This is a genomic window from Nocardia sp. NPDC006982, from assembly GCF_042869435.1.
Classification (GTDB): domain Bacteria; phylum Actinomycetota; class Actinomycetes; order Mycobacteriales; family Mycobacteriaceae; genus Nocardia.
In genome coordinates this window covers 70503-86563 of sequence record NZ_JBIAFV010000017.1, presented here as the reverse complement: position 1 = coordinate 86563, position 16061 = coordinate 70503, and the positions used below count along the sequence as shown (strand labels likewise).

The window sequence follows — 16061 nt, the reverse complement described above, 5'->3', positions numbered from 1 at the left end:
GGCGTGCGCTGATGCCGGACTTGCTGTCACGTTGGGCACCGAACTCGCCGGGCAGCCACGGAACCGCGTGCTGCTGATATAGACGAGCCGCACCTGTCCCGCGCAGCGAATGCGCGGCCGACACGGTGCGGCTCGGGGAAATCAGATGGGCAGCTTGCGGAAGATCGGGCGCGGGATGTGGCGCAGGATCATCATCACGAAGCGGAAGGTGCCGGGCGCCCAGACGAGCTCCTTGCCCCGCTGCGACGCCGAAACCGCCAGTGCCGCAATGTCTTCCTTGTTGACGGTGAGCGGAGCCTCTTTGACGTGCGCCGAGAACCGGGTCCGCACCATGCCGGGCCGGATCACCAGCACGCGCGGTCCGTACGGCCGCAGCGCCTCGCCGAGTCCCAGGTAGAAGCCGTCGAGTCCGGCCTTGGTGGAGCCGTAGACGAAGTTCGAGCGACGTACCCGCTCACCGGCCACCGAGGACATGGCGATGATCCGCCCGAAGCCCTGCTTCTTCATCTTCTCGCCGACCAGCACACCGACGGAAACCGCTGCGGTGTAATTGATTCCGGCGACCTGCACGGCTTTGCGCTGGTTCTGCCACAGCTCTTCCGGATCGCCGTCCAGGGCGAACGCGACGATGGCGACATCCACATCGCCGCCGTCCCAGGCCGCGTCGATAACCCTGGGATGGCTCTCGGTATCGAGCGCGTCGAAGTCGATGACGTCGACCTGGGTCGCACCGGCCGACTTCAGCTCGGAGACCGCGTCCTCGCGCAGCGGATCACCGGGCAGTGCGGCCAGGATGATGCGCGCCGGACTCTTGCGCAGGTACTCGGCGCAGATCGCCAAGCCGATCTCCGAGGTACCGCCCAGCAGCAGGATGGTCTGCGGGTTGCCTACGGCATTAATCACTGGAGCTCCAGCCTTCTCGCCATATCGGACATGAAAACGCCTGTGGGATCGACACTTCGGCGGATCTTGATCCACTCGTCGATCCGCGGGTACATCTGGTGGAAGGTCTCCGCGGTGGTGCGCGAATCCTTCGCGGTGTACAGCCGCCCGCCGAACTCCATGACGCGGCGGTCCAGCTCGCTCACCAACTCGTTCAGACCCGGCTTGATCGGGAAGTCGACGCAGATGTTCCAGCCCGGCATCGGGAAGCTCAGCGGTGCGGGATTACCCGGTCCGAACAGCTTGAAAACGTTCAGTGCCGAGTAGTGCCCGGAGCCCTGGATATCGATGATGATCCGCTTGAACTCCTCGACCGCCTCGGTCGGCACCACGAACTGGTACTGCAGGAAGCCGTTGGAACCGTAGCCGCGGTTCCACTCCGCGATCATGTCGAGCGGGTGATAGAACTGCGTCAGATTCTGTACCTTGCCGGTGTAATTGCCGCCCATGGCGTAGTACGCCTCACCGATGGCCTGGAGCGTGAGCTTGTTCATGGTCCAGTTCGGGAAGATATCGGGCACCGTCATCAGCTGCGGCGCGTCGAACTTCAGCGGCTTCTTGCGCAGGCGCTTGGGTAGTTCGTCGACCTTGGCGAGGCGGCCGCGGGTGATGGTGGCCCGGCCGAGCTTCGGCAGCGGGCTGATCACGTCGAACCACGCGCTCGAGTAGGTGTAGTTCGCCTCGCTGCCGTCGCTGTGCGCGGCGATGGTCTCGTCGAGCGTCGTGGTCTTCACGCCGTCGTTGAGGAAGTACGCCGTCTCGGTGGGCGCCATCTCGATGGTCGCGCGCAGGATGATGCCGGTGAGTCCGTTGCCGCCGACGGTCGCCCAGAACAGCTTGGCATTGCGCTTGGGCGTGATGTGCTGCACCTGCCCATCGGCGGTGAGCAGATCGATCGAGCGCACGTGGTTGCCGAAGCTGCCCTCGCTGTGATGGTTCTTACCGTGGATATCGGAGGCGATGGCGCCGCCGATCGTCACCTGACGGGTGCCGGGCAGAACCGGAACCCACAGCCCGAACGGCAGCGCGGCCTTCATGAGCTGGTCCAGGCTGACGCCGCCGTCCACATCGACGATCCGGGTGTCCCGGTCGATCCGGTGGATATTGTTCAGCGCCGTCATATCGACGACGAGGCCGCCCGCGTTCTGCGCGTGATCGCCATAGGAGCGGCCGAGCCCGCGCGCGATGATGCCGCGACGCAGGTGGGCAGGCTTGGAGTCGTTGTCCTCGGCGACCATGGCGACGGCCTTGGCGATCAGTTCGGGATCGCTCGTCGAGAGCACTTCGGAAGATGTTGGTGCGGTGCGACCCCACCCGGTCAATGCCTTGGTCCGCGTCGGCAGCGCGTAGGTGCCGTCGGCGACATTGCCGGAGTTACCGGTTGTGGTGGCGGTCGGAGCTTTCGTGGACATCGGCATAGAGGCTACATGCATGAGCCGATATGCGGTCGGCGTCGTCGTACTCCCCAGTATGTGAGGTCCGGCAGCGGTCGCGTCGCGCCGGACAAGTGTCCAATCGGTGCTCGGTCCGCGTGCCGCGGGTCACCGGCGTTACGCTCGTCGGCGTGCAAGCAGAACCCCAGCTGCCGCTCCCGGCCGAACTGCCGTTGGTCGACGAGCCGGCCGGCGTGACCGACGGGCCCGAAGGCGGTAGCCTGCGTGACCACGAAGGGACCCGGGAGCGCCGAATCGAACCCAGCATCGATGTCGACCTCAAGACCCAGATCATCCGCTTCACCCTCACCGGTGGCCTCTCGGCCATCGTCGACTACGGCATCTACAGCTTCCTGCTGAACCTGATCGGCCTTCCGGTCAGCGTCGCCAAATCGATCAGCTTCATCGCGGGCACCACCACCGCCTACCTGATCAATCGCCGCTGGACCTTCCAGGCACCCCCGAGCCGCGCCCGCTTCATCGCGGTGGTGATCCTCTACGCCGTCACCTTCGCCGTCCAGGTCGGCATCAACCAGGTGCTCTACGCCACCCTGCCGGGCGACTGGTGGCGCCAGCCGCTGGCCTTCGTCATCGCCCAGGGCACCGCGACGGTCATCAACTTCGTCGTCCAGCGCCTGGTCATCTTCAAACTCGGTGTCTGATTTGCCGCGCCTGCGGCGCTGCGTGTTCGCGGCCCCCTGGTGTCTCGCGTCCGACCCTTGCGAGCGACCTGCAAGCAGTCGCTAGCGGCGCCGTCGAGACTCGCGACTACGTCGCATGCGCTTCGACGACTCGACTGTGTTCTATGGCCGCGCCTTCACGCGGACGCGAGACGGGCCGCGAACGTCGCTCGTAAGACTCGCTCCGTCTGGGTCGAGCATGCGGTCAGCGTGGAATAAGGGCGTCGGCCTGCGCCTTCGCCCCGAAGTAATCGCCGCCTTTGGCGCGGACGTTGTCGGTGCCCCACTCCCGCTGCTCGCGCACTGCGGGGACCAGATGCGGGATGTGTTTGCGGCAGTGGATGTAGGCCTCTTCCACATCGACCACCACCCAGTGCTGCGCGGCTCGCCCCTTAACGTTCTCGGGTAGTTCCGGGACGTTGTGGCGCAGCGCGGTGTCGTCCACGATCCGCGCCGAACCGTTGATGTGCAATCCGATCAGATCCTGGACGAAATCGATTAGCAGGATACCTACGTGCGGGTTCTCCAGGATGTTGCCGAGGCTGGCGTGCACACCGTTGCCGCGGTATTCCGGATAGGCAAGAGTGCGTTCGTCGATCACGTGCAGAAAGCCGGGCAGGCCGGCACGGAAGCTTGCGTCGCATTCGCCGTGTTTGTCCGCGGTGGCGATGAACGCCATATCCATCCGGGCGATGAATTCGATCATCGTCGGGTTCAGCTGGTCGAGTACTTGATCTTGATAGAAGCGTTCGGCGCGGTCCTGCGTACCGTACCTGTCCTGTAGTTCGCGCTCACCGTCACTGCCACAACGTGTACCGGGCATCGCGCCCCCTCTGGTAGCTGGAATCCGGCACACCGCAACGGGTTCGACGCTGAGCCCGCGACTAAACCGAAATCCTGTCCATTTTAGTCTGGCAACACAGCAAAATCCATGTTGAGAATGCACTGAATCTTTAGTTAGCGCAAGGGTTTCCAGGAAATAGCTACAATCCGACCGGCCGGAACTTTTACTGGCCGGCCGGCCGGATCGAGCGCAACTCAGGCAGGGGTCAAAGTCACCGGAACGCCATTGAAGACCGCATTTCCGGACGGCACATCCACCACCGAATCATCGGTCAGCACATTGGCATTCACCCCGGCATGCGCCCGGGCCACCGTCTGCGTGCTGTCGGTGTGTCCCCAGCCGTGCGGCAAGCTGACCACCCCGGGCATGATTGCCTCGGTCGGCTCCAGCGGCACCGTCAGCGTCCCCGCGGCGGACTTCACCACGGCGGTATCGCCGAGCCCCAACCGCGCCACATCCGCCGGATTGATGTGCAGCGTGCAGGTATTCGACCCGCTGACCAGCGTCGGGATATTGTGCATCCAGCTGTTGTTGGATCGCAGTTGACGCCGCCCGATCAACACCACGTCCGGCGCGGCATCGGCGAGCCGGGCCCGCATCCGCGCGACATCGTCGAGCAGCGGCTGCGGCGCCAACTCCACCTGCTTGGACGCCGTCCGCAGCACGCCGGGCAGGCGCGGCTGCAAAGGTCCGAGATCGACACCGTGCGGATTGTCCAGCAGCACCTGCAGATTCAGCGTGCTGTATTGATCTCGGCGCTCCCGGGGCCCTTCGTGGTCACGCAGGCTACCGCCTCCGGGCCCGTCGCTCGCGCCGGCATTCCACTCGCCATGGGGTCCGAGCCGCAGCATCAGGTCTATGCGCTGCTCGGTGCTGTTGGAACCGATGAGTTCGGGCCGCCGCTCCGGTATGCCCGCCTTGTGCAGCATGCCCGCGATGATCAGTTCGTCGACGCCGTTCAGCGCCTCCGGTCCGGCGGGCTGCCCGGTGAGTGCGGCCCCGAGCCTGGCCAGGATCTCCGATTCCGAAGGCCGATCGCCGAGCGGGACCAGCGGCCGCGAGTACCGCGCGTAATTGCGAACCGCGAACTGCAGCAACGCGAAGTCGTAATGCGGCGACTGCGTCGAGCGCGGCGGCGGCAGGATCACATCCGCATGCCGGGTGGTCTCGTTCAGGTACCGGTCCACGCTGACCATGAAGTCCAATTGCGCGAACGCAGTATCCAACCGGATCCCGCTCGGCGCGGACAGCACCGGATTACCCGCGACGGTCACCAGCGCGCGCACCTGTCCCGCGCCCGGCGTCATGATCTCGTCGGCCAGGGTCGCCACCGGCAGTTCTCCCATTGCCTCGGGCAGCCCGCGTACCCGGCTGGCCCAGCGCCCGGTGCGGAACGGTTTGGTGCGCGGGATACCGCCTGCCGCCGCATTGGCAAACATGGCGCCGCCGGGTGAGTCGAGGTTGCCGGTCAGCACGTTGATCACCTCGACCAACCACTGTGTCAGCGTGCCGAATTCGGCTGTGCAGGTGCCGATTCGCGCATATACCGCCGCGGTCGGCGCGGCCGCCAACTCCTGCGCGATCCGGATAACCGTCTCGGCGGGAATTCCGGTCCGTTCCGAAACCACCTCGGGCGTGAAATCCGCGGCGGCCGCGCGCACTTCGTCCAGTCCCGCGACATCCACGCGGACGTCGGTCAGACCTTGTTCGAACAATGTGTGCACGATCCCGAACAACAGATAAGCATCGCTACCCGGCCGGATGAACAGATGCTCATCGGCCAGCTTCGCGGTCCGCGTTTCCCGCGGATCGACCACGACGAATTTCCCGCCGCGCTTGCGCAATGCCTTCAACCGGCCCGGGAAATCCGGTGCGGTGCACAGCGATCCGTTCGATTCCAGCGGATTCGCGCCCAGCATCAGCAGATAGTCGGTGCGATCCAGATCCGGCACCGGCACGGTGAGCGGATCACCGAACATCAATCCGCTCGCCACCTGCTTGGGCATTTGATCGGCGGTACTCGCCGAAAACAGATTCTTGGTGCCGAGCGCCCGGATCAGCACCGGCACATACAGCGCCCCCGCCACGGTATGCGCGTTCGGATTGCCGAGATACAGCGCCGCCGACTGATTTCCGTGCTCGGCCACGATCGCCGGGAAACGTGCGGCGATGAGCTCGAATGCCTCGGTCCAGGATGCGGTGCGCCAGGTATCGGTGGCCCGGTCCCGGATCATCGGTTCGGTCAGCCGGTCCGGATCTTCGTCGAGATGACCGAAGCTGGCCCCCTTGGGGCAGATGAACCCCTTGCTGAACGGATCCTGTCGATCCCCGCGAACCGAGGTCACATGGTCGTTCGAGTCGAGTGTGATCTCGAGTCCGCAGACCGCCTCGCACAGCGGGCAGGTCCGCAAAAGCGTCCGGGAGTCATCAGTGAGCTGGGCCATAACCCCCATCATCGCGCGCGATGGATCTCCGCGCACAAGGAAACAAGAATGACCGGTAGCTCCCCCGTCGGAACACGAAAGACCGGTATCCGCTCCTACGGATACCGGTCTTCAGTCGGTCAGGGCAGTGCGGACCCCGCCCGGATAGATACGTCTCGTCAGCAGGCGACGGTGCTGACGGTCGTGCGACGCGAGAGCGCCGAGCGAACCGCCGCGCCGATCGCGACTACCGGCGGGATCCAGCGGGCCTCGCCAGGAGCCACGCCCCAGCAAGCCTCGCCGGTGGTGAGCTGGGTGGGGGGCAGCGGGATGCCGTCGCCGTCGGTGTAGACGGTGGCGCCCGCCTCGCGCAGTGCCTCCAGCGCCATCGCGGCCTTGCGCAGGCCGGTGACCAAGTGGATCTCGCGACGCTCGGCGCCGGGAATCTCGATAACCGGACCGGTCAGGTTGTTCGCGCGCAGGAACCGGCGAACCTCACCGGCCAGCTCACCGCTGATCTCGATACCCGACAGATCCTCATCCGTGATCAGGCAGATTCCGTTGGTCGTTTCAGCGATCGTCCACCCGCGCTGGATGTAGTCCTGCGCCGCGGCAGTCATCTCTGCCGCCGATGCGGAAGTCGGAAACGTGGTGCGCACTGTCTTTCTCCATTCCCCGATAGATCTGGGTCCTGCATACGTGGGTGGTATCGGGGCGGGGTGGGGTGGGCGTTACGGGTTGTACAAAAGATCTTGGTGACTGTCGGGTTCGTCTCACCCGGTAGTGATCGGCTATCACCGAGACGCCTCTTTTTATGGGCCGTGCCGCCGACCCCCGCGGCTGTAGCCATCGGTGTGAATCCACTCCTATTGGCCCGGCGTCGGATTGGGGGAAGGATCGCCATATGGGTGAGCATCGCGTAGCGATTCGATGGGGGGTGGTGGTCGGGTGATCGGCGGGCGAGATGAATCCGATCGTGACGGGGCGGCGGATTCGGCGGAGTTCGAAACCGAATCACGCTGGATCACTTGGAAAGACACCGCTTCCAAGCGGTTCTCGCGCACCGCGGAGCCCGAACCCGCCGAACCCTTCGAAAGTCCGAGGGCCTGGACCGCCGATGCCGCCCGCGGCCTGCTCGACGTGCAGTTCCACCGTCCCGCGACCAGGACGTTGCTGCCGCTGGCCTACATGCTCGGCCTGGCCTTCGCGATCGGCATCCCGATCGCACTGACGGTGCTGATGTGGCAGGTCTCCGCGGTGCTCGGCGTGCTGGCCGCCTTGATCGCGATACCGCTCGGCCTGACCATCGCGGCCGTTGTACGCCTGCTGCTCGAATTCCTGGAGAACGCGTCCAAGCTGGCCAGCAAGGTCGAGCACATCGCCGATCTCGCCGACGATCTGTTCCAGGCGCTTTCCGATGTCGCCGAGCCGGTCAACCAGCTCTCCGAAGACGTTCGCGCCGTGCAGTTCTGGCGCTTCCGCAAGCGCGGCGCACGCAAGTAGGACCGGGCTGAATTGCCGGATCATCGCCTTCGGGAACCTGTTCGTCGCTGTTGCGCCCTTGGCCTGCGTGCGACACCGATCGTGACCTGTGTCGGATTTACTGTGAAACAATGCTGTTCGTATATCGCGAGGGGGAAGCATGGCTTTACCGCAGGGCACAACCGGATCGACCATGCCGCGCAGGCAGCTCGGCCGACATCTGCGTGATCTGCGCAATCGGGCCAGGATGACCACTCGGATGGCGGCGCAGCAGCTCGAATGGTCTGAGGCCAAGATCTGGCGGATCGAAACCGGGCAGACCTCATTGCGCAGCCTGGACGTCGAGGCCATGTGCAAGATCTACGGTGCGCCAACCGATCTCGTCGAACCGCTGACCGCACTGGCCAAGGAGACCAAGGCCAGGGGCTGGTGGACCGGCTATAGCGATGTGATCGCCGAGGGTTTCGAGGTGTACATCGGTCTCGAGGAGGCCGCGCGAGCCCTGGCCACCTATGAGAACGAGCTGATTCCCGGACTGCTGCAGACCGAGGCATACACCCGCGCGTTGCTGAAGTCCGCGCGTTCGGACGCGTCGGAGTCCGAGATCGAACGTCGGGTGCAGCTGCGCACGGCCCGGCAGGCGTTGCTCACGCGCAAGGATTCGCCGCTGCATCTGGATGCGGTGATCAGTGAGTCGGTGCTGTGGCGGCGGGTCGGTGGTGCCGAGGTGACCGTCGAACAGCTCGCGCACTTGCGGCGCATGTGCGACCTGCCGAATGTGCGAATCCAGTTGGTGCCCTCGGATTCCGGCTATCACGACGGCATGGATTCGGGCCCGTTCGTCCTGCTCGAATTCGCCGATACCGCGCAGGTGGAGCTGCGGGAGCCGCCGGTGGTCTATGTCGAGGCGTTCACCGGTCCGGTGTACCTGGACAAGGATCACGAAATCGAGCGCTACCGAACGGCTTTCGCGAACATCAAGGGAGCGGCGGTCGATGCGCGCAGCGGTATCGAGGAAGCGCGCGAGAGCATCTAGCGCGGCGTCCAGCTAGCTTCCGCCGTATCGCTGGGTTCCGTCGAACGTAGTCGAATGGTGGTCGCGCACGGTGAAACCGACCGCCATATCACTACGCTCGGCGAGCTGCCGGAGGCAGATAGCGCATCAGCAATTCGGACGCGGCACTAGCGGCTCAGCACTTCTGGCGACTGCCCCAGGTGCGTTCGAGCACCTCGCGGTGAGTCGGCAGCGCCGACTCGTAAACCTCGCGCCCCTTCTCGGTCAGGCAGACGAAGATCGCGCGCCGATCCTCGGCGCACATACTGCGCGAAACCAGTCCGTCGCGCTCCAGCCGGGCCACCGCGCGCGAGAGGGCGCTCTGGCTCAGGTAGATGTCGCTGGCCAGATCGCTCATCCGATAGTCGCCGCAGGCCGCGTCGACCAGTCGGTCCAGCGTCTCGAATTCGCTGAGGCCGATATCGTGCTTGCCCTGCAGTTCCTTCTCGAGGGCACAGCTCACGGCGGCGTGCCGGTCGAGCAGCTCACGCCACTCGGCGACCAACCCGGTGGGCGCCGCATCGCGCCCCGCTAATTGTGTTGTCGACGGCTTCGACATGGCCCTATCCTAGTGCTCCGCGCAGTCCGATGCAAGCGCATTAAATGTGTTGGCATTTAATGTCTACGCATGTAACGTTCCGGCCATGACTTCTGCAGCAACCGTTTCGGCCGCGACGGCGACCGATCCGATCAGATGGTCCACCCGTCTCTGGGGCATGCTGATCACCCTCTGCATTGTGTTGTTCCTCGATGGTCTCGACGTCTCGATGATCGGTGTGGCGCTGCCGTCCATCGGCGCCGAACTGGATCTGTCGACGTCCACCCTGCAGTGGCTGGTCAGCGGCTATGTGCTGGGTTACGGCGGCCTGCTGCTGCTCGGCGGTCGCACCGCCGATCTGCTCGGGCGGCGCAAGGTCTTCCTGATCGCGCTCGCCGTCTTCGCGCTGGCATCGCTGGCGGGCGGTCTGGTCACCTCCGGCCCGCTGCTGATCCTGACCCGCTTCGTCAAGGGCCTGGCCGCGGCGTTCACCGCCCCGACCGGCCTGTCCATCATCACCACCAACTTCGCCGAGGGCCCGGCCCGCAATAAGGCGCTGTCCATTTACACCGTGTTCGGTGCGGGCGGTTACTCCATGGGTCTGCTGTTCGGCGGTCTGATGACCGGCATCGGCTGGCGCTGGACCTTCCTGCTTCCGGTTCCGATCGCGCTCGCCGCACTGGCCGCGGCCTGGGTACTGGTCCCCAAGGACGAGGCCGCCGAGGAGGGCGGGCACGACATCCTCGGTGCGCTGCTGTCCACCGCGGGCATGCTGCTGCTGGTCTACACCGTCGTCTCCGCGCCCGAGGTGGGCTGGGGTTCGGCGCGCACCATCGGTTCGTTCGTCGGTGCCGCGGTGCTGTTCGCCGGATTCGTCGCGGTGGAGAAGAAGGTGAAGTACCCGCTGGTGCGCCTCGGCATCCTGCGCAAGGTGACGCTGGTCCGGGCCAGCCTCGCGATCATCGCGGTGGCGGGATCGTATTTCAGCTGGCAGTTCATCGTGACCCTGTACATGCAGGATTCACTGGGCTGGTCGCCGCTGAAGCTGGCCATGGCGCTGCTGCCGGTCGGTCTGCTGGTCGTCGCGTCGGCATTCTTCTCCGATAAGCTCGTCGACCGGTTCGGCACCGGGCCGATCATCGCGATCACCATGGTCGTGATGGCCATCGGCTACCTGCTGTTCCTGCGGCTGGACACCAGCCCGTCGTATCTGACGATGATCCTGCCCGCGGTGCTGCTGATCGGCATCGGCTGGGTCGGCTTCCCCGCCATCAACATCCAGGCGACCAACGGCATCGATGACGATGAGCAGGGCCTAGCGGCCGGTGTGCTGCAGACCTCCATGCAGGTCGGCGCGGCCATCGTGCTCGCGGTGAATACCGCGATCATCTCTTCGGGTGACCACGGCGCGAGCACTCCGTCCGCGATGCTCGACAACTTCCGGCCCGGACTACAGTTCGCCGCCGGTGTCGCCATCGTCGGCGCGCTCATCGCCCTGACGGCCTACCTGCCCAAGCGTGCCAAGGCGCGGGCGCAGGAGCCGGAATTGGAGCTCGTCGGCTGAATCCCCTCCGCCGACGGTAAGTCGAACGTCACCGCTCCCTCCTCATCGGGGGCGGTGACGTTCGGTGTTTCATGAGAAGGGCGGAGCGGCAGCATCTTTCGGGGATCGGATATACGTCAGCGGGCGACCGTCCAGACCGACCTTCGGCCATTCGATGCCCAGCCGCGGATCGAAGGCATCCATATCCCTGTCGAATTCCGGCGTGTACTCGATCGAACAGAGATAGGTGACGGTGGAGTGATCCGTCAGCGACAGGATCGCATGGCCGAGACCCTCGGACAGGAACATCGAGCGCCGATCGACATCGTCGAGCACCACGCTGTCCCAGCGTCCGTAGGTGGGCGACCCGGGCCGCAGATCGACGACGACATCGAGGAACGCGCCGCGCACGCAGGTCACATATTTGGCCTGACCCGGCGGATCCTCGGTGTAGTGGATGCCGCGCAGCACCCCGGCCGCCGAGACCGAGCAGTTGACCTGGCGCAGATCGAACGGCCGACCGGTCACCTTCTCGAATTCCGAGGCCTTGAACGATTCGCAGAACATGCCGCGCTCGTCGCCGAATTGGCGCGGGGTGATCACCCATGCCCCCGGCACGGCGAGTTCACGGAACTCCATCGTTCACCAATCCCGTCCGCGCTCGAGCAGATCGAGCAGATACGTCCCGTAGCCGGAGCGAACCAGCGGTTCGGCCAGCGCGCACAGCTGTTCGTCGTCGATGAAGCCCTGCCGCCACGCGACCTCTTCCGGCACGGCGATTTTCAGGCCCTGCCGCTGTTCGATGGTGCGCACGTAGTTGGCGGCGTCGAGCAGCGAGTCGAAGGTACCGGTGTCCAACCAGGCGGTGCCGCGGGCGAGGACATCGACGCGCAGCCGATCCTGTTCCAGATAGGCGCGATTGATATCGGTGATCTCGTATTCGCCGCGCGCCGATGGCCGCAGCCCGCGCGCGATCTCCACGACATCGTTGTCGTAGAAATACAGCCCGGGGATGGCGTAGTTGGACCGCGGCACCTTGGGCTTCTCCTCGATCGAAACCGCTCGGCCCTCGGTGAATTCGACGACGCCGTAGGCGGTCGGATCCGAGACCCAGTACGCGAAGACCGCGCCGCCGTCGATCGCGGCGAAGCGTTCGAGGCTGGTGCCAAGGCCTGGTCCGTGGAAGATATTGTCGCCGAGCACTAATGCGGCGCTCTCGCCGCCGATGTGGTCGGCGCCGAGGACGAATGCCTTGGCGAGTCCGTCCGGTTCCGGTTGCACCACATAGCTGATCGAGATGCCGAACTGCGAGCCGTCGCCGAGTAGGCGGGCGAACGCGTCGGCGTCCTCCGGGGTGGTGATCACCAGGATGTCCCTGATGCCCGCCAGCATGAGCGTGGACAGCGGGTAGTAGACCATCGGCTTGTCGTAGACCGGGACCAGCTGTTTGCTCACCCCGCGCGTGATCGGGTGCAACCGGGATCCGGTGCCACCGGCCAAGATGATTCCGCGCATGGTCATCGAGTCTGCCAGGCGCATCCAGCTCGGCTTCGGCGAGGTTCCGACTCGCCTACGAATTGATCACGAACGTTTGGTGATCCGGCGCGGCGGGCGATATATCTAACGTAGATCACGCTATGGTGTTGTGAAACATCAGCGTGTGAGATGTCAGCGTCGACTCTTGCCTGAGAACCGTTTGGTCGGGTTCGGCGCGCCAGTGTGAGGTAGGTGCGCGATGGTAGCGATCAGCGGGAGTGAATTCGACGCGGGTGATCCGGGTCTGTTGATGAACCCGGACGGTCCGAGCGCATCGGCCCGATTGCTGCTGGCGACCTGCCTCGGTGCCGTGCGGCCGGTGCTGCGGATGTTTCCGGTCAGCCGCTCGACCATCCCGATCGGTGCTCTCGCGATCGACGGTCTGGCGCGACTGCGGCCACAGCCGCGCGGAGTCGACCGAGAACAGGTGACGCTGAACGGTTTTCGGATGGAAATCCTGCGTCCCTCGGGCGGCTCGCGCGCCCTGCGGCACGGCGCGGTGCTGTATATGCACGGTGGTGGCTTCGCCGTCTGCGGGCTCGGCACCCATCGCCCGATCGCGGCCAGCCTGGCCCGGCGCACCGGACTGCCGGTCGTCAATGTCGACTATCGCCAGCTGCCCGGGAACAGTGTCTCCGCTGCGATCGAGGACTGCGTGACCGCCTACCGCTGGCTGCTGCGGCACGGCGCGGACCCGGCCAGGATCATGTTCGCGGGCGATTCGGCGGGCGGCTTCCTCGCCTTCGCCACCGCACTGCGCGCGATCGAGTCCGGGCTGCCGTCACCCGGTGGGCTGATCGGGCTGAGCCCGCTGCTCGATCTGGACTACGCCGCCAAGCGCGACTATATGAATGTCGCGCGCGACCCCTATCTGCCGCTGTCCGCGCTGGAGGCGGTAGTGCGGCTCGGCGCCGAGGTGGACGGGGTGCTGGATCCGCTGGCCTCGCCGGTCAACGGCGCCTTGGCAAGTCTGCCGCCGGTGCTGTTGATCACCGCCGAAGACGAGATGCTGCGGTATGACTGCGAGCTCATGGCCCGCAGGCTGACCGCGGCCGGTGTTCCGAACGCGCTGGAGATCTGGCGCGGTCAGGTGCACGCCTTCATGGCGATAGCCCCGAATCTGCCCGAGAGCAGGATGGCATTGGCCCGGGTCTCCCGGTTCGTGCGTGCCCGCCTCGAGCAGCCCCAACAGGCTCGGACGGCTTGACCTGGATCGGCCGGACGAGTCGCGAACCCCGCATCCGGACCTCGCCTTTCGGCGGCGGTCCGGGGCGGGGCTCTTTGGTTGGGAACCGAGCTTCGAATTCTCCTCGGTTATCCGGAGAATTCCCTGAGGCAGGCACAGAGAAGCTATTCAGGACAGTGTGATTCACCTTTTGTTCACTTGCCGGATGTTTGAAATTATCCCGGCTTCGGGTATATCACAGCCCTATCAAGCGTGCAATGCCGCCCCCCATTTCGGTCGAGCGGCTATCAGCAGCGGAAACCCCGCCCGAGCGATGCGTGGGCGGGGTTTCCTGGGCTCGTTTTCAGTTGTGTGGAGCCGTTGCGCGACTTACTTCGCCGGCGCGGGCGCGTTGAACGGCGCGCTGGTGGTGGCGAAGTACTGGATCGCCGCACCGATCGCGACCGGAGCCGTGATGAAGATCTGACCGAGCAGGGTGCCCAGCGCACCGACGGCGAGGATGCCGGCGACGCAGCCGACGGCCGCGGCCGGGATGAACGGGCCGAACAGGCCGACGATGGTGGCCGAGGCGACCGTGGCACCGGCGATACCGCCGAGAACGCAGCCGAGGGCGCCGCCGCCGAGGCCGCCGACCAGGGTGCCGATGGTGGCGCCCATGGCGATGGTGTCCTTCATGCGGTTGAAGGCGGCCAGCTCACGGTCGTACTGGGTCTTGAACGGGGCCTGGTCCTCGTAGGGCAGCGCGACCGGCTTGTAGGTGGCCTTCGCCATGTCGAGCTGCGGGGTGAGGGTGGCGGTGTGGTCGGCGATGTCCGCGGCGATCGGGAACTCGAAGTCGTCGACGCGGAAGGTCAGCGGGGTGCCCGCGACGGTGGTGCCGTTGGCGGCCTTGATCTTGAGGGCGTTGTCCTCGACGACCAGCGAGCCGGAGTCGATCGAGATGATCGACTGGGTGTCGGTGGCGTTCGCGGTGAAGTTGATCGGGGCGTCGGCGGATTCCGCCGGTGCCGCGTTGACAGTGCCCGCGGTGACGCCCATGGCGGCGATCAGCAGAGCCGAAGTCGCGGCGAATTTCCTCATCAGCATTTTGTTTTGGACCTCGATGTGAAGCGTTCGGAGGGGACTAGACGATCGAAATCTAGACCAGCTAACGAGTGGTGAACCCGTTGTGACCGTTAATTCAAATTTTGTTCACCATCGCGACTCTAGGCTTGGTGGGTTCTTTGAAATGTGCGCGTTGACCATGCCTTTTCACAAAGAACTGAACCACGCGTCTTTCTTTACGCTCAACCAGAGTGACTAACGTCACAGATTGAAACCCTGGTCGCGCGGGTGGATACGGCCGAACGGATCCGGCGCCAGCGGCCCGCGCGGGCGACGTAAGGTCATGGGGTGCGACTGCTCGTAACCGGCGGGGCCGGGTTCATCGGTGCGAATTTCGTCCAACAGACCGTGGCAGATCGTCCCGACGCCACCGTAACCGTTCTTGACGCTTTGACCTACGCGGGAAATCGGGCCTCGCTCGGGCCGGTGGCCGACCGGATCGACTTCGTGCACGGTGACATCGCCGATCTGGATCTGGTCGACGAGCTCGTCAGCGGTGTCGACGCCGTGGTCCACTTCGCCGCCGAATCGCACAATGACAACTCCCTCGCCGAACCCTGGCCGTTCGTGCAGACCAATATCGTCGGTACCTACTCGCTGCTGCAAGCGGTACGCCGCCACGACGTGCGCTACCACCATGTCTCCACCGACGAGGTCTACGGCGACCTCACACCGGACGGTCCCGCATTCGACGAGGACACCCCCTACAACCCGTCCAGCCCCTACTCGGCCACCAAGGCCTCGAGCGATCTGCTGGTGCGCGCCTGGACCCGCTCGTTCGGCGTCCGCGCGACGATCTCCAACTGCAGCAACAACTACGGGCCGTATCAGCACGTGGAGAAGTTCATCCCGCGCCAGATCACCAACCTCATCGACGGCGTGCGGCCACGGTTATACGGTGCAGGCCATCAGGTGCGCGACTGGATCCACGTCGACGATCACAACCGCGCGGTGTGGGACATCCTGGAGCGCGGGCGAATCGGGCAGACGTATCTGATCGGCGCGGACGGTGAACTCGACAACAAGTCCGTGGTGCGGATGATCCTGCGGGCATTCGACCGCGATCCGGACGATTTCGATCACGTCACCGACCGGGCGGGTCACGATCAGCGCTACGCCATCGATGCGACGCTGCTGCGCACCGAACTCGGTTGGACGCCACGCTATCCCGACTTCGCTGCCGGGCTCGCCGCGACCATCCGGTGGTACCGCGACAACGAATCCTGGTGGCGCCCAGCCAAAGCCACGACCGAGCGCGCCTACGCCGAGGCGGGCGAAACGACCATCAACGCCTGA

Annotated in this window: 15 protein-coding genes; 6 read left to right on the top strand and 9 right to left on the bottom strand. The window is 65.2% G+C overall.

The annotated features are described in order from the left end of the window. Positions 1–141 precede the first annotated feature (141 nt). The gene (locus ACFYOW_RS40475) at positions 142–903 is read right to left on the bottom strand and encodes a decaprenylphospho-beta-D-erythro-pentofuranosid-2-ulose 2-reductase (RefSeq protein ID WP_327094567.1); all 762 of its coding nucleotides are present in this window, start codon (positions 901–903) and stop codon (positions 142–144) included. Beyond that, positions 900–2354, bottom strand: a complete 1455-nt coding sequence (locus tag ACFYOW_RS40470) for an FAD-binding oxidoreductase (protein WP_063039823.1) — start codon at positions 2352–2354, stop codon at positions 900–902. The genes ACFYOW_RS40475 and ACFYOW_RS40470 overlap by 4 nt, the downstream gene beginning before the upstream one ends. 242 nt (positions 2355–2596) lie before the next feature. Here ACFYOW_RS40470 and ACFYOW_RS40465 point away from each other — a divergent pair, with 242 nt between their 5' ends. Further along, positions 2597–3037 (top strand): GtrA family protein, encoded by a 441-nt coding sequence (locus ACFYOW_RS40465; RefSeq protein WP_387295938.1) that lies wholly within the window; start codon positions 2597–2599, stop codon positions 3035–3037. A gap of 223 nt (positions 3038–3260) precedes the next feature. On the opposite strand, the gene ACFYOW_RS40460 is transcribed toward ACFYOW_RS40465, so the two are convergent. The 3 genes from ACFYOW_RS40460 to ACFYOW_RS40450 all read right to left on the bottom strand — a co-directional run bounded on the left by ACFYOW_RS40460 (position 3261) and on the right by ACFYOW_RS40450 (position 6981). After that, complete coding sequence (locus tag ACFYOW_RS40460; RefSeq protein WP_387295810.1) at positions 3261–3878, bottom strand: pyridoxamine 5'-phosphate oxidase family protein; 618 nt, start codon at positions 3876–3878, stop codon at positions 3261–3263. Between the two features lie 215 nt (positions 3879–4093). Beyond that, a complete protein-coding gene (locus ACFYOW_RS40455; RefSeq protein ID WP_387295808.1) occupies positions 4094–6343 on the bottom strand; it encodes a molybdopterin-dependent oxidoreductase in 2250 nt (749 codons plus the stop codon). 158 nt (positions 6344–6501) lie between these two features. Continuing rightward, a complete protein-coding gene (locus ACFYOW_RS40450) occupies positions 6502–6981 on the bottom strand; it encodes a hypothetical protein (RefSeq protein WP_387295806.1) in 480 nt (159 codons plus the stop codon). Positions 6982–7270: 289 nt separating this feature from the next. Here ACFYOW_RS40450 and ACFYOW_RS40445 point away from each other — a divergent pair, with 289 nt between their 5' ends. Both ACFYOW_RS40445 and ACFYOW_RS40440 read left to right on the top strand, forming a co-directional pair. After that, positions 7271–7825 carry a DUF4282 domain-containing protein gene (locus ACFYOW_RS40445; protein WP_387295804.1) on the top strand — a complete coding sequence of 185 codons (555 nt, stop codon included), beginning with the start codon at positions 7271–7273 and terminating at the stop codon, positions 7823–7825. A gap of 139 nt (positions 7826–7964) precedes the next feature. Further along, the gene (locus ACFYOW_RS40440; RefSeq protein WP_387295802.1) at positions 7965–8840 is read left to right on the top strand and encodes a helix-turn-helix domain-containing protein; all 876 of its coding nucleotides are present in this window, start codon (positions 7965–7967) and stop codon (positions 8838–8840) included. Positions 8841–8994: 154 nt separating this feature from the next. On the opposite strand, the gene ACFYOW_RS40435 is transcribed toward ACFYOW_RS40440, so the two are convergent. Further along, a complete protein-coding gene (locus ACFYOW_RS40435) occupies positions 8995–9417 on the bottom strand; it encodes a MarR family winged helix-turn-helix transcriptional regulator (RefSeq protein WP_387295800.1) in 423 nt (140 codons plus the stop codon). Between the two features lie 85 nt (positions 9418–9502). On the opposite strand from ACFYOW_RS40435, the gene ACFYOW_RS40430 reads away from it, so the two are divergent. Continuing rightward, complete coding sequence (locus tag ACFYOW_RS40430) at positions 9503–10960, top strand: MFS transporter (RefSeq protein WP_387295798.1); 1458 nt, start codon at positions 9503–9505, stop codon at positions 10958–10960. Between the two features lie 69 nt (positions 10961–11029). On the opposite strand, the gene ACFYOW_RS40425 is transcribed toward ACFYOW_RS40430, so the two are convergent. Together ACFYOW_RS40425 and rfbA are read right to left on the bottom strand one after the other, a co-directional pair. Then, complete coding sequence (locus tag ACFYOW_RS40425; RefSeq protein WP_387295796.1) at positions 11030–11578, bottom strand: dTDP-4-dehydrorhamnose 3,5-epimerase family protein; 549 nt, start codon at positions 11576–11578, stop codon at positions 11030–11032. Positions 11579–11581: 3 nt separating this feature from the next. Beyond that, positions 11582–12454, bottom strand: a complete 873-nt coding sequence (rfbA, locus tag ACFYOW_RS40420; protein ID WP_387295794.1) for a glucose-1-phosphate thymidylyltransferase RfbA — start codon at positions 12452–12454, stop codon at positions 11582–11584. Between the two features lie 220 nt (positions 12455–12674). On the opposite strand from rfbA, the gene ACFYOW_RS40415 reads away from it, so the two are divergent. Then, a complete protein-coding gene (locus ACFYOW_RS40415; protein WP_387295792.1) occupies positions 12675–13682 on the top strand; it encodes an alpha/beta hydrolase in 1008 nt (335 codons plus the stop codon). Positions 13683–14030: 348 nt separating this feature from the next. Here the strand turns inward: ACFYOW_RS40415 and ACFYOW_RS40410 are convergent, their stop codons facing one another. Beyond that, entirely contained in the window at positions 14031–14747 is a 717-nt protein-coding gene (locus ACFYOW_RS40410) for a hypothetical protein (RefSeq protein ID WP_387295790.1), read from the bottom strand. A 306-nt stretch (positions 14748–15053) separates the two neighbouring features. Here ACFYOW_RS40410 and rfbB point away from each other — a divergent pair, with 306 nt between their 5' ends. Further along, on the top strand, positions 15054–16061 hold the full coding sequence (rfbB, locus tag ACFYOW_RS40405; RefSeq protein WP_387295788.1) for a dTDP-glucose 4,6-dehydratase: 1008 nt from the start codon (positions 15054–15056) through the stop codon (positions 16059–16061).

Coding starts and splice junctions, on each gene's coding strand:
- ACFYOW_RS40430 (WP_387295798.1), top strand. CDS start 9,503: ATGACTTCTGCAGCAACCGTTTCGGCCGCGACGGCGACCGATCCGATC.
- ACFYOW_RS40435 (WP_387295800.1), bottom strand. CDS start 9,417: ATGTCGAAGCCGTCGACAACACAATTAGCGGGGCGCGATGCGGCGCCC.
- ACFYOW_RS40440 (WP_387295802.1), top strand. CDS start 7,965: ATGGCTTTACCGCAGGGCACAACCGGATCGACCATGCCGCGCAGGCAG.
- ACFYOW_RS40460 (WP_387295810.1), bottom strand. CDS start 3,878: ATGCCCGGTACACGTTGTGGCAGTGACGGTGAGCGCGAACTACAGGAC.
- ACFYOW_RS40470 (WP_063039823.1), bottom strand. CDS start 2,354: ATGTCCACGAAAGCTCCGACCGCCACCACAACCGGTAACTCCGGCAAT.
- rfbA (WP_387295794.1), bottom strand. CDS start 12,454: ATGCGCGGAATCATCTTGGCCGGTGGCACCGGATCCCGGTTGCACCCG.
- ACFYOW_RS40415 (WP_387295792.1), top strand. CDS start 12,675: ATGGTAGCGATCAGCGGGAGTGAATTCGACGCGGGTGATCCGGGTCTG.
- ACFYOW_RS40410 (WP_387295790.1), bottom strand. CDS start 14,747: ATGCTGATGAGGAAATTCGCCGCGACTTCGGCTCTGCTGATCGCCGCC.
- ACFYOW_RS40425 (WP_387295796.1), bottom strand. CDS start 11,578: ATGGAGTTCCGTGAACTCGCCGTGCCGGGGGCATGGGTGATCACCCCG.
- ACFYOW_RS40455 (WP_387295808.1), bottom strand. CDS start 6,343: ATGGCCCAGCTCACTGATGACTCCCGGACGCTTTTGCGGACCTGCCCG.